Origin of the sequence: Streptomyces griseoruber (assembly GCF_001514205.1) — a bacterium.
GTDB classification, from domain to species: domain Bacteria; phylum Actinomycetota; class Actinomycetes; order Streptomycetales; family Streptomycetaceae; genus Streptomyces; species Streptomyces griseoruber.
The window spans coordinates 143,378-156,421 of record NZ_KQ948780.1; the positions used below are offsets into that span (position 1 = coordinate 143,378).

Consider the following 13,044-nt stretch of genomic DNA (forward strand, 5'->3'; position numbering starts at 1 on the left):
CCGAGGGCGTTTCAAACCTCCGATGAGTGCTTCGTGGCCGATTTGAGGCTGGATACATCCTCAAATCCGGGGCACTATGTCTGAAATATCCCGTCCTGACAGAGGCTGACCAGGACTTTTCCTCTGTTCTCGCTGACTCAGGCGGAGTTGGCCGCTAGTCTCCGAGCAGAGTGAACGGGCAGAGCGTGTTGCTCGTAGCTCCCTAGGTGTGGGGCGACTAGGTTCCTCACCGGTCCGTATCCGACAGTTCGACATCCGAGGTGACGTAGGCGTGGCTCTTCCGCCCCTTACCCCCGAACAGCGCGCAGCCGCGCTCGAAAAGGCCGCCGCGGCTCGCCGGGAGCGGGCCGAGGTCAAGAATCGACTCAAGCACTCCGGCGCCTCCCTGCACGAGGTCATCAAGCAGGGTCAGGAGAACGACGTCATCGGCAAGATGAAGGTCTCCGCCCTGCTCGAGTCCCTGCCGGGCGTGGGCAAGGTCCGTGCCAAGCAGATCATGGAGCGACTCGGCATCTCCGAGAGCCGCCGCGTACGCGGTCTCGGTTCCAACCAGATCGCCTCCCTGGAGCGTGAGTTCGGCAGCACCGGGTCCTGATCCCGGGTACTGCCGGGAAGGGAGTCCCGGGCACTCCGGGATTGCTGGAATAATCGCTGCATGAGTGAACGTCCGCGGCTGACCGTGCTCTCCGGCCCCTCCGGGGTCGGCAAGAGCACGGTCGTCGCCCATATGCGCAAGGAACACCCCGAGGTCTGGCTCTCGGTGTCGGCGACGACCCGGAAGCCCCGCCCCGGTGAGCAGCACGGGGTCCACTACTTCTTCGTCACCGACGACGAGATGGACAAGCTGATCGCCAACGGCGAGCTGCTCGAGTGGGCCGAGTTCGCCGGCAACCGCTACGGAACGCCGCGAGGCGCCGTGCTGGAGCGGCTGGAGGCGGGTGAGCCCGTCCTCCTGGAGATCGACCTCCAGGGCGCACGGCAGGTCCGCGAGTCCATGTCGGACGCTCAACTGGTGTTCCTGGCTCCCCCCTCCTGGGAGGAGCTGGTGCGCAGACTCACCGGGCGGGGCACCGAGCCGCCCGCGGTCATCGAGCGACGGCTGGACGCCGCGAAGATCGAACTCGCGGCCGAGCCGGAGTTCGACGTGACCCTGGTCAACACCTCCGTCGAGGACGTGGCGCGTGAGCTGCTAGCCTTGATGGATGTCGTGTGATCACGACCCTGTGATCGGGTGTGTGATCGCAGCCATTCTTTTCCCATCCATCGGAAGGTAGAGCGTGTCCTCTTCCATCTCCGCGCCCGAGGGCATCATCAACCCGCCGATCGACGAGCTTCTCGAGGCCACCGACTCGAAGTACAGCCTCGTGATCTACGCGGCCAAGCGTGCCCGCCAGATCAACGCGTACTACTCGCAGCTCGGCGAGGGCCTCCTCGAGTACGTCGGTCCGCTCGTCGACACCCACGTCCACGAGAAGCCGCTCTCGATCGCGCTCCGCGAGATCAACGCGGGTCTGCTGACGTCCGAGGCCGTCGAGGGCCCGGCGCAGTAAGTATGATCCTCAGCTTGCAGCTGACTTTTCCACAGGCCCGGCAGTGCTCCTGCCGGGCCTGTGGTGTGTCATGGAGTCGTACGTTTCCGAGGTTCGGGGAGAGACGGTGGACAAGCCCAAGGTCGTCCTGGGGGTCAGCGGTGGCATCGCCGCCTACAAGGCCTGTGAGCTGCTGCGCAGACTGACCGAGTCCGGCCACGACGTGCGTGCGGTCCCCACCGCCTCCGCCCTGCACTTCGTCGGCGCCGCCACCTGGTCCGCCCTCTCCGGCCACCCCGTCTCCACCGAGGTCTGGGACGACGTCCACGAGGTCCCGCACGTCCGCATCGGCCAGCACGCCGACCTGGTCGTGGTCGCCCCGGCCACCGCCGACCTGCTCGCCAAGGCCGCCCACGGCCTCGCGGACGACCTCCTCACCAACACCCTGCTCACGGCGCGCTGTCCCGTCGTCTTCGCTCCCGCGATGCACACCGAGATGTGGGAGCACCCGGCCACCCAGGAGAACGTGGCGACGCTGCGCCGCCGCGGCGCCGTCGTGATCGAGCCCGCCGTCGGCCGTCTCACCGGTGTCGACACCGGCAAGGGCCGGCTGCCCGACCCCGCCGAGATCTTCGAGGTCTGCCGCCGCGTGCTGGCCAGGGGAGTGCGCGAACCCGACCTCGCCGGCCGCCATGTCGTGGTCAGCGCCGGCGGCACCCGCGAGCCCCTCGACCCGGTCCGCTTCCTCGGCAACCGCTCCTCCGGCAAGCAGGGGTACGCCCTCGCCCGCACCGCCGCCGCCCGCGGCGCCCGGGTCACCCTGATCGCGGCCAACACCGGTCTGCCCGACCCGGCGGGCGTCGACGTCGTCCAGGTCGGGACCGCCGTACAGCTGCGCGAGGCCGTGCTCAAGGCGGCCGCCGACGCCGACGCGGTCGTGATGGCCGCCGCGGTGGCCGACTTCCGGCCCGAGACCTACGCCACCGGGAAAATCAAGAAGAAGGACGGCCAGGATCCCGACCCGATCGTCCTGACACGAAATCCGGACATCCTCGCGGAGATCTCCGCCGACCGCGCCCGCCCCGGGCAGGTGGTGGTCGGTTTCGCCGCCGAGACGGACGACGTGCTCGCCAACGGCCGCACGAAACTCCGCCGCAAGGGCTGCGACCTGCTGGTGGTGAACGAGGTGGGGGAGCGCAGGACCTTCGGCTCCGAGGAGAACGAGGCCGTCGTCCTGGGGGCCGACGGCACCGAGACCCCGGTACCGCACGGGCCCAAGGAAGCCCTGGCCGAAATCGTGTGGGACCTGGTGACGCCACGCCTGACCTGACTGTTTGATGCGCTCGACGTTCCCTCGTACGCCGCTCGATTCGGGCGTGGCGACCCTGGCCAAGCGCGCTCGGCATTCGGCAGAATGCCCGTGCCGCAGGTCACAGCGCTCCCGAGAGGCGAGACGGGTGGGCCGGTGGCCGGGCTCGACCGATAAACTGTTCCCGGACGACGCCGGGCGCAGCTCCCGTCGCGTCCGCCAATGATCAGCCAGCAGCCGCTGCAACCCCAGGGAGCGTTGTGTCCCGTCGCCTGTTCACTTCGGAGTCCGTGACCGAGGGTCACCCCGACAAGATCGCTGACCAGATCAGCGACACCATCCTCGACGCGCTGCTGCGCGAGGACCCGACGTCCCGCGTCGCCGTCGAGACCCTGATCACGACCGGTCTGGTGCACGTGGCCGGTGAGGTCACCACCAAGGCGTACGCGCCGATCCCCCAGCTCGTCCGCGAGAAGATCCTCGAGATCGGCTACGACTCGTCGAAGAAGGGCTTCGACGGCGCCTCCTGCGGCGTCTCGGTGTCCATCGGCTCGCAGTCCCCGGACATCGCGCAGGGTGTCGACACGGCGTACGAGTCCCGGGTCGAGGGCGACGACGACGAGCTCGACAAGCAGGGCGCCGGTGACCAGGGCCTGATGTTCGGCTACGCCTCCGACGAGACGCCGACCCTGATGCCGCTCCCGATCTTCCTGGCGCACCGCCTGTCCAAGCGGCTCTCGGACGTCCGCAAGAACGGGACCATCCCCTACCTGCGCCCCGACGGCAAGACCCAGGTCACCATCGAGTACGACGGCGACAAGGCCGTCCGCCTCGACACGGTCGTCGTCTCCTCGCAGCACGCGAGCGACATCGACCTGGACTCCCTGCTGGCGCCCGACATTCGCGAGTTCGTCGTGGAGCCCGAGCTGAAGGCGCTGCTGGACGACGGCATCAAGCTCGACACCGAGAACTACCGCCTCCTGGTCAACCCGACCGGCCGCTTCGAGATCGGCGGCCCGATGGGCGACGCCGGCCTCACCGGCCGCAAGATCATCATCGACACCTACGGCGGCTTCGCCCGCCACGGCGGCGGCGCCTTCTCCGGCAAGGACCCGTCCAAGGTGGACCGCTCGGCCGCGTACGCGATGCGCTGGGTCGCCAAGAACGTGGTCGCCGCCGGTCTGGCCGCGCGCTGCGAGGTCCAGGTCGCGTACGCGATCGGCAAGGCCGAGCCGGTCGGTCTGTTCGTCGAGACCTTCGGCACCAACAAGGTCGAGACCGAGAAGATCGAGAAGGCCATCGACGAGGTCTTCGACCTGCGTCCGGCCGCGATCATCCGCGACCTCGACCTGCTGCGCCCGATCTACGCCCAGACCGCCGCGTACGGCCACTTCGGCCGTGAGCTGCCCGAGTTCACCTGGGAGAAGACCGACCGCGTCGAGGCGCTGCGCAAGGCCGCGGGGCTGTAGAGCCCAGGGCCGCACCAGGACGACACCGGCTCCCGGGACCATCACCGAGATGGCCCCGGGAGCCGGTCCGTCTGTGCGGCGGGTCACGCCGTCGCCGTTACGCCTTCTGGGGCTCGGCCGAAGGGGTGGAGGTTGCCGATGGGGTTGACCAGCGCCACCCCGGGGCGTCCGCCTGGAGATCGTCGGTACTCGGGGCGGATCCGCTGTCAGTGGGGTTTGGTAAGAATGCAGGGGTGAGCAGCGAGAACGGGCCGGGGGCCGGGGGCGGGGAGGGTGCGCCGCCGGAGCAGCTCGCGTTGATCCGGGAGACGGTGCGCAGGGCCAAGGAGCCGCGGGCGAAGCCGCGGACCTGGCGGGGGGCGGCGCTGGCCGAGGAGCTGCCGGTCGCGCGGGTGCTCGTCGACAAGGGCGTGCTCCATCTCGACCGGTACTTCGACTACGCGGTGCCCGCCGAGCTGGACGCCGCGGCACAGCCGGGGGTGCGGGTGCGGGTGCGGTTCGGCGCCGGCCGGGGCCGGGTGCGCGAAGGCCGGCGCGAGGGCGGGGGACTCATCGACGGGTTCCTCGTCGAGCGGCTCGCCGCCTCCGACTACTCCGGGCCGCTCGCGGCCCTCGCCCAGGTCGTGTCGCCCGAGCCGGTGCTGGGCCCGGAGCTGCTGGGACTGGCCCGGGCCGTCGCAGACCGTTACGCCGGGAGCCTCGCCGACGTACTCCAGCTCGCCGTACCGCCGCGCAACGCGCGCGCCGAGCAACGGCCCTCGCCCGCACCGCCGCCCCCGCCGCCGGCCCCGGCGGCCGGATCCTGGACCCGGTACGAGCGCGGGGCCGCGTTCCTGGAGTCACTGGCCTCGGGAGGCGCACCCCGCGCCGTGTGGAACGCGCTGCCCGGGCCCGGGTGGAGCGAGGAACTGGCCCGGGCCGTCGCCGCGACGCTCGCCTCGGGACGCGGGGCCCTGGTGGTCGTACCGGACGGGCGGGCCGCCGCCCGGGTCGACGCGGCCCTGACGGCCCTGCTGGGGGAGGGGCGCCACGCGCTGCTCCAGGCGGACGCCGGGCCGGAGAAGCGGTACCGGGAGTGGCTCGGCGTCCGGCGCGGGAGCGTACGGGCGGTGGTCGGGACCCGCGCCGCGATGTTCGCCCCCGTGCGCGACCTCGGACTGGTGGCCCTCTGGGACGACGGGGACGACAGCCACAGCGAGCAGCACGCGCCGCAGCCGCATGCGCGCGAGGTGCTGCTGCTGCGCGCCGCGCAGGACCGGTGCGGGTTCCTGATGGGCGGCTGGAGCTGCACGGTCGAGGGCGCGCAGCTCGTCCAGAGCGGGTGGGCGCGGCCCCTGGCCGCCGCGCGGGAGCAGGTGCGGCAGGCCGCGCCGCTGGTGCGGACCGTGGGGGACCAGGACCTGGCGCGGGACGAGGCCGCGCGCGCCGCCCGGCTGCCCACCCTCGCCTGGCAGGCGGCCCGGGAGGGGCTGCGCCACGGGCCGGTGCTGGTGCAGGTGCCGCGGCGGGGTTACGTACCGCGCATGGCGTGCGCGCAGTGCCGGGCCGCCGCTCGGTGCCGGCACTGCTCCGGGCCGCTGGAGGCACGGGACGGCGGGGCGCTGTGGTGCGGGTGGTGCGGGCGTGAGGAGAGCGCGTGGCACTGTCCGGAGTGCGGGTCGTTCCGGCTGCGGGCCCAGGTCGTGGGGGCGCGGCGGACCGCGGAGGAGCTGGGGCGGGCGTTTCCGGCCGTCCCGGTGCGGACGTCCGGGCGGGAGCACGTCCTCGACACGGTGCCCGGGGCGCCCGCGCTGGTCGTGAGCACTCCGGGGGCCGAGCCGGTGGCCGAGGGCGGGTACGCGGCAGCACTGCTGCTCGACGGCTGGGCCATGCTGGGCCGGCCCGATCTGCGCGCGGGGGAGGACGCGCTGCGGCGCTGGATCGCGGCCGCGGCGCTGGTACGGCCGCAGGGGGACGGCGGGACCGTGGTGGTCGTCGCCGAGCCGACGCTACGGCCCGTGCAGGCGCTGGTGCGGTGGGATCCCGTGGGCCATGCGCTGCGGGAGCTCTCCGAGCGGGCCGAGCTGGGATTCCCGCCGGTGTCGCGGATGGCGTCGGTGTCGGGGACGCCGGAGGCGGTGGCCGCGTTCCTGGCGGCGGTCGAGCTGCCCGCCGAGGCGGAGGTGCTGGGGCCGGTGCCGCTGCCGGTCACCCCTCCGGGGCGGCCGAGGCGGCCGGGGGCACCGCCCGCGGGGGAGCAGTGGGAGCGGGCGCTGGTCCGGGTGCCGCCGGGGAAGGGCGCCGCGCTGGCCGGTGCGTTGAAGTCGGCTCAGGCTGCTCGGATGGCTCGGGGGGCGGAGGAGGCGGGGCGGGTGTGGGTGCGGATCGATCCTGGGGACATCGGGTGAGCGGTGGGGCGAGCGGGGGTGAGGGGATGAGTCAGCGGGGCCGGGAACGCGGCCGCCCTCTCGGGAGGGGGCCGAGAGGGCAGGAGGGGTGCGGGTGCTCAGCCGTTGCGCGGGCCGGGGAAGGCGGTCGGCCTCGCCTCGTCGCGCAGGGCCGGGCTGCCGGCCGTCGGCTGGGTCGGCATGGAGCGGGCGGCGGGGACGGTGGGGACCGTCGGCAGGCCCGTGTTCACGCTGACCGTGCGGGGGCCGGTCGGATCCGCCGAGGTGTGCTCGGGCTCGGCGGGTGCCTGGGCGGCGGCGGCCCGGCGGGCGCCGTAACGGCGGTGGACCGCCTGCTTGGTGACTCCCAGCGCGGAGCCCACCGCGTCCCACGAGAAGCCGAGCGAGCGGTCGAAGTCCACCGCCGCGGTGACCAGGGTCTCCACGCTGTCCCGGAGTTCCTGGGCGAGGCGGACCGTCGGGGCGGGGGCGCGTCCGTAGACGACGAAGCCCGTGGAGGGGCCGGAGCGGCGGGGGCGGTAGACGTTGCCCAGTTGGGCGGTGAGCGTGCGCAGCGCGTCCACCTGCCGGCGGACCCGCTCGATGTCCCGCACCAGCAAGTGCAGGCTGGCCCGGGCCTGGGCGTCGTGGGTTGCATGGTCGGCCATGAACAAGCCTCTCGAACCGGCGTTGGGGAGAAGGTCAACTCTTTCTTGACCAACGCGGGTTCGCTCCGCTGGTCACGGTGTGGGGGCGTATGGGCATATGCGGGCGCTCCCGGTGCCGGTCTGCGCCCCCTTCCTCTCCCACCCGCGCACCGCCCGTTTCCAGGGGGATGAGGGGTGAGCGTCTCCCGTGGGGGTGCGGCGCCGTCGGCGGCTTCCCCGCCATCGTGGCATCGACGGACTGCCACCGTTCCCCCTCGTCCCGCTTCCACCGTCCCCCTCGTCCCCCTCGTCCCCCTCGTCCCCCTCGTCCCGCTCCCGCCGTGGCACCCCCTCCCGCCCTGTCGGCCAGGGGGCCGTGCCCCGTCGGTAATTGAGGTGGGGGGCTCGGGGCGGGGTCATAGACTTGTGCGTTGCCCGTGGTTTGTTTTTTCGAGAGGCCCGTCCTTCATGAAGCTCGTCTTCGCCGGTACCCCCGAGGTCGCCGTTCCCGCTCTGGACGCTCTGATCGCCTCCGGGCGGCATGAGGTGGCCGCCGTGGTGACGCGGCCCGACGCGCAGGCCGGGCGGGGGCGCAGGCTGGTGGCCTCTCCGGTCGCCCAGCGGGCCGAGGAGGCGGGCATCGAGGTGCTCAAGCCCGTGCGGCCCCGGGATCCGGAGTTCCTGGAGCGGTTGCGGGAGATCGCGCCGGACTGCTGTCCCGTCGTCGCCTACGGGGCCCTGCTGCCCAAGGTGGCGCTCGACATCCCGGTCCATGGCTGGGTCAACCTGCACTTCTCGCTGCTGCCGGCCTGGCGTGGCGCCGCGCCGGTGCAGCATGCGGTCATGGCGGGGGACGAGATCACCGGGGCGTCCACCTTCCTGATCGAGGAAGGGCTGGACTCCGGGCCCGTCTACGGGACCGTCACCGAGGTGGTGCGGGCCACCGACACCAGCGGGGATCTGCTGACGCGGCTCGCCTTCGCCGGCGCCGGGCTGCTCGCGGCCACCATGGACGGGATCGAGGACGGCGGCCTGAAGGCCGTGCCGCAGCCGGCGGAGGGAATCACCCTCGCCCCCAAGATCACTGTCGAGGACGCGCTGATCGACTGGGCCGCCCCCGCGCTGCGGGTGGACCGTGTCGTGCGCGGGTGTACACCCGCCCCCGGCGCGTGGACCACCTTCCGGGGCGAGCGGCTCAAGCTCATCCATGTGCAGCCGGTTCCCGGGCGGGACGACCTCGCTCCCGGCGCGCTGGCCGTCGGCAAGAACAGTGTCCACGTGGGGACGGGGTCGTACGCGGTGGAGCTGCTGTGGGTCCAGGCCCAGGGCAAGAAGCCGATGCGGGCCGCCGACTGGGCGCGCGGGGTGCGCATCGGCGAGGGCGAGCGGGTCGGGGCGTAACGCTCCTGCGCCGGTCCCGCGTGCACGTCGTACGCTGGACGCCACTTCCTTCCTGCAATCCGGAGCACCTTTTTCGTGAGCGACCAGTCCCACCGTCCCCGCAAGCCCGCCCGGCCCTACCGCCGGCCCCAGAAGGACCCGGTCCGCATGCTCGCCTTCGAGGCGCTGCGGGCCGTGGACGAGCGGGACGCCTACGCCAACCTGGTGCTGCCGCCGCTGTTGCGCAAGGCGCGGGAGAAGGAGGGACCCGACAAGTTCGACACACGGGACGCCGCGCTCGCCACCGAGCTGGTGTACGGCACGCTGCGGCGGCAGGGGACGTACGACGCCGTCATCTCCGCCTGTGTGGACCGGCCGCTCCGGGAAGTCGATCCCCCCGTGCTCGATGTGCTCAGCCTCGGCGCGCACCAGCTGCTCGGGACGCGGATCCCGACGCATGCCGCCGTGTCCTCCGCGGTCGAGCTGGCGCGGGTCGTGCTCGGGGACGGGCGGGCCAAGTTCGTCAACGCCGTGCTGCGGAAGATCGCCCAGCACGATCTCGACGGCTGGCTGGAGCAGGTCGCCCCGCCGTACGACGACGATCCCGAGGAGCATCTCGCCGTCGTCCACTCGCATCCGCGCTGGATCGTCTCCGCGCTGTGGGACTCGCTCGGCGGCGGGCGGGCCGGGATCGAGGACCTGCTCGAAGCCGACAACGAGCGGCCCGAGGTCACCCTCGTCGCCCGGCCCGGGCGGGCCGCGCCGGAGGAGCTGCTGCGGGAGGAGGCCGCCGTACCGGGGCGCTGGTCGCCGTACGCCGTGCGGCTCACCGAGGGCGGGGAGCCCGGGGCCGTCGACGCCGTACGGGAGGGGCGGGCGGGGGTGCAGGACGAGGGGAGCCAGCTCGTCGCGCTCGCCCTCGCCAACGTGCCCGTGGAGGGGCGGGACGAGAAGTGGCTCGACGGGTGCGCCGGGCCCGGTGGCAAGGCCGCGCTGCTCGCCGCCCTGGCCGCGGAGCGCGGGGCCGTGCTGCTCGCCTCCGAGAAGCAGCCGCACCGGGCGGGTCTCGTGGCCAGGGCGCTGCACGGCAATCCCGGGCCCTACCAGGTCATCGCCGCCGACGGGATCCGGCCGCCGTGGCGGCCCGGCTCCTTCGACCGGGTACTGATGGACGTGCCGTGCACCGGCCTGGGCGCCCTGCGGCGGCGGCCGGAGGCGCGCTGGCGGCGCCGGCCCGAGGACCTCGAGGGGTTCGCGCCGTTGCAGCGCGGGCTGCTGCGGACCGCTCTGGAGGCCGTACGGGTCGGGGGCGTCGTCGGATACGCCACCTGCTCGCCGCATCTCGCGGAGACCCGGGCGGTCGTCGCCGACGTGCTCAAGCAGTTCCCGCGGACCGATCTCGTCGACGCGCGGCCGCTGCTGCCGGGTGTGCCGGCGCTGGGCGACGGGCCCGACATCCAGCTGTGGCCGCACGTGCACGGCACCGACGCCATGTATCTGGCGCTCATCCGCCGCACCGGCTGACATGACGGTACGTCATATCCCAAGCCGGACAACGGAGTTGAAGTCGGGAACCTTAAGCCGATGACCCTCGGGCACAGCATCGCATAGGTAAACCCGATTGTTTCTCGATGTCGGCCACAGTGGCGACTGGTTGCCTTTATCTCACCAAAACAACGGCGCGGAATTCCTTGGACAGCCCTCTCCGGAGGGATTTCAGGAATTCCTTGAAGCCTCTTTGGAAGGGATGGAAAAAGGTGCCAGAGAACAACACTCACCGCAGGTCGAAGAATCGGTTGAAGAAGGCCGGTGCGGCTTTCGCCGCAGGCACGGCCCTGCTCTTCGGCGCGGTGTACGTCAACGCCAACGCCGCCTCCGTCGGCGGGTCGGCGACCACGACCGCCTCGCCGGCCGCCTCGTCCGCCGCCTCGTCCGCCGCCGTCTCGGACGTGGTCGACGCCGCCGACGCGTTCCTCGCCACCCTGGACGACGACCAGCAGGCCGAGGTGCTGCTCGACCTCACCGAGGAGAACGCGACCGCCTGGTCCAACCTCCCGTGCGGTTCCACCTGCCGGGTCGGCATCGAGCTGAGCACGCTCAGCGAGGAGCAGCTCGCCGCGGCCGAGGCGGTGATCGAGGCGGCGACCGGCACCGGCAGCGGCACCGGCTACGACCAGATCTCCCAGATCCTCGCGGCCGACGACGTCCTCGGCGAGACCGCCGGCGGCTACAGCAGCGGCAACTACTACCTGGCGTTCCTCGGCACCCCGGGCACCAGCGGAACCTGGCAGCTGCACTTCGGCGGTCATCACCTCGCGGTGAACCTCACCTACGAGGACGGCGAGGTCGAGGGCACCACCCCCTTCTTCATCGGCGTCGAGCCGACCAGCTGGACCGACGACGACGGCACCTCGTACGCCCCTCTGGCCGGGATGCACGACGGCATGCTGGACCTGCTCGCCGGTCTGAGCGACGACGAACTGTCGCAGGCGAAGCTGTCCGAGTCGTACACCGACGTGCTGCTCGGCCCGGACGAGGACGGGGACTTCCCGGAGACCAAGGAAGGCCTCTCGGTCGGCGAACTCACCGACGACCAGCAGGAACTGGTCCTCAACGCCATACAGCCGTGGGTCGACGTGGCGGACGACTCCACCGCCGCCTCCGTGCTGAGCACCTACGCGTCGGAACTCGACGACACCTACATCTCGTACTCCGGCGGCACCGACCTGGACACCCAGGGCGACTACGTCCGGATCGACGGGCCGGGCGTGTGGATCGAGTTCGTCTGCCAGGACGGCGTGGTCTACCAGAACCAGATCCACTACCACACCGTCTACCGGGACCACACCACCGACTACGGCGGAGAGTTCTCGTTCTGATGGACCGTCTGCCGATCTCACCGTCACATGCGCTGCGCATGATGGCCGGGGTCGCGCTGGCGGTGGCGGCGGCGCTGCTTCTGGCAGCGCCGCCCGCTGCCGCGCATCCGCTGCCCCACTCGGTGCTGCTGCTCGACGTGCACGAGACGTCGGTGGCCGCCGAACTGGAGCTGCCGGTCAGCGATTTCTCCCGGGCCAGCGGTATCGCCCTGGACGACTCCACCACGGCGAAGCAGCTGTCGGCGCGGACCGCCGCGATCCGCCGCTACCTGGCCGCGCATCTGCACCCGACCACCCGCGGGGGCGAGGCCTGGACCGTCGCCGTCGGCGCCATGGCCCTGGGGCGGGCGGAGCAGACCTCCACCGGCACCTACCGCGAGCTGACGGTACGGGCCACGCTCACACCGCCGGCCGGCGGGGACCCGCGCCGGTTCGTCCTCTCCTACGACGCCGTCGTCCACCAGGTCGTCACCCACACCGTGATGGTCTCCGTCCGGCAGGACTGGGCCACCGGCCACGTGGCCGACGAGGGGCAGGACACCGCGACCGAGGTCGGCGTCATCCGCGTCGACACCCGGACGATGACCGTCGCCCCTCTCAGCGTCGACCTGGAGAGCGGGAGTGCCTGGAGCGGGACGTACGCCATGTTCCGGCTCGGCGCCGATCACATTCTCGACGGCACCGACCATCTGCTTTTCCTGCTGATTCTTCTGCTTCCCGCTCCCCTTCGGGCAGCGGGAAAGCGCTGGCGGGGAACGGTGAACAACCGGGCCGCAATTCGGCGAATCGGCCGGACGACCCTCGCCTTCACCGTCGGGCATTCCCTCGCGCTCGCACTGAGTTCTTTCGGACGTCTCGACATTCCGGCTCAGCCGGTCGAGGTGTTTATCGCCTTCAGTATTCTCGTCGGTGCCGTGCACACCATGCGCCCGATATTCCCCGGGCGAGAAGCCCTCGTCGCCGGTGTCTTCGGTCTCGGGCACGGCCTCGCCTTCTCGCTCACGCTCGCCGAGATGAACCTCTCCACCACCCAACTGGCCCTCAGTCTCGCGGGATTCAACCTCGGCATCGAAGGCATGCAACTCGTCCTGGTCCTCCTCGCCCTGCCGAGCCTGATCTGTCTCACCCGGCTGCGCGGGCACTCCGCGCTGCGGGGCGGGTGCGCGGCGCTGACGGCCGGCGCGGCCCTCGGCTGGCTGCTGGACCGGCTCGGCCTGCCCAACCCCGTCGCCCGCGCCGCGGACAGCGCCGGATCGCACACCTCCCAACTGCTCCTGGTCCTCGTCGCCACGGCTCTGCCGGCCACCCTCCGGTTGATCACCGCCCACCGCCGCGGCCGGGGCCCCGGGGCGAACCCCGGCACCAGCCCGGTGCTCACCGCGCGCTCGTCGACGGCGCGACCGGACCACCCGTGGTCGGCCGGGGGTGGTGCGGCGAGTGCTTCGGACGCTCCTTAGGGTGGCCC

At 72.0% G+C, this 13,044-nt stretch carries 11 protein-coding genes; 10 read left to right on the top strand and 1 reads right to left on the bottom strand.

The window, feature by feature from the left end; genetic code table 11:
- Positions 1–271 precede the first annotated feature (271 nt).
- The 6 genes from AQJ64_RS35995 to AQJ64_RS36020 all read left to right on the top strand — a co-directional run bounded on the left by AQJ64_RS35995 (position 272) and on the right by AQJ64_RS36020 (position 6,694).
- Positions 272–595, top strand: a complete 324-nt coding sequence (locus AQJ64_RS35995; protein ID WP_003977346.1) for an integration host factor — start codon at positions 272–274, stop codon at positions 593–595.
- Between the two features lie 9 nt (positions 596–604).
- A complete protein-coding gene (gene gmk, locus AQJ64_RS36000) occupies positions 605–1,213 on the top strand; it encodes a guanylate kinase (RefSeq protein WP_478078898.1) in 609 nt (202 codons plus the stop codon).
- A 64-nt stretch (positions 1,214–1,277) separates the two neighbouring features.
- Positions 1,278–1,550: a DNA-directed RNA polymerase subunit omega gene (rpoZ, locus tag AQJ64_RS36005; protein WP_003988945.1), complete on the top strand. Its 273-nt coding sequence runs from the start codon at positions 1,278–1,280 to the stop codon at positions 1,548–1,550.
- Positions 1,551–1,656: 106 nt separating this feature from the next.
- On the top strand, positions 1,657–2,859 hold the full coding sequence (coaBC, locus tag AQJ64_RS36010) for a bifunctional phosphopantothenoylcysteine decarboxylase/phosphopantothenate--cysteine ligase CoaBC (protein ID WP_055634999.1): 1,203 nt from the start codon (positions 1,657–1,659) through the stop codon (positions 2,857–2,859).
- 239 nt (positions 2,860–3,098) lie between these two features.
- On the top strand, positions 3,099–4,307 hold the full coding sequence (gene metK, locus AQJ64_RS36015) for a methionine adenosyltransferase (protein ID WP_059203329.1): 1,209 nt from the start codon (positions 3,099–3,101) through the stop codon (positions 4,305–4,307).
- A 233-nt stretch (positions 4,308–4,540) separates the two neighbouring features.
- The gene (locus tag AQJ64_RS36020; RefSeq protein ID WP_059203330.1) at positions 4,541–6,694 is read left to right on the top strand and encodes a primosomal protein N'; all 2,154 of its coding nucleotides are present in this window, start codon (positions 4,541–4,543) and stop codon (positions 6,692–6,694) included.
- A 98-nt stretch (positions 6,695–6,792) separates the two neighbouring features.
- Here the strand turns inward: AQJ64_RS36020 and AQJ64_RS36025 are convergent, their stop codons facing one another.
- Complete coding sequence (locus tag AQJ64_RS36025; RefSeq protein WP_059203331.1) at positions 6,793–7,341, bottom strand: hypothetical protein; 549 nt, start codon at positions 7,339–7,341, stop codon at positions 6,793–6,795.
- Between the two features lie 447 nt (positions 7,342–7,788).
- On the opposite strand from AQJ64_RS36025, the gene fmt reads away from it, so the two are divergent.
- The 4 genes from fmt (at position 7,789) to AQJ64_RS36045 (ending at position 13,036) form a co-directional block, all read left to right on the top strand.
- Positions 7,789–8,721, top strand: a complete 933-nt coding sequence (gene fmt, locus AQJ64_RS36030) for a methionyl-tRNA formyltransferase (RefSeq protein WP_055637646.1) — start codon at positions 7,789–7,791, stop codon at positions 8,719–8,721.
- A gap of 75 nt (positions 8,722–8,796) precedes the next feature.
- Positions 8,797–10,224 (top strand): RsmB/NOP family class I SAM-dependent RNA methyltransferase, encoded by a 1,428-nt coding sequence (locus tag AQJ64_RS36035; protein WP_059203332.1) that lies wholly within the window; start codon positions 8,797–8,799, stop codon positions 10,222–10,224.
- Between the two features lie 233 nt (positions 10,225–10,457).
- A complete protein-coding gene (locus AQJ64_RS36040) occupies positions 10,458–11,579 on the top strand; it encodes a DUF3500 domain-containing protein (protein WP_240512958.1) in 1,122 nt (373 codons plus the stop codon).
- Complete coding sequence (locus AQJ64_RS36045) at positions 11,579–13,036, top strand: HupE/UreJ family protein (protein WP_055638491.1); 1,458 nt, start codon at positions 11,579–11,581, stop codon at positions 13,034–13,036. Before AQJ64_RS36040 ends, AQJ64_RS36045 begins: the two co-directional genes overlap by 1 nt.
- Positions 13,037–13,044 lie beyond the last annotated feature (8 nt).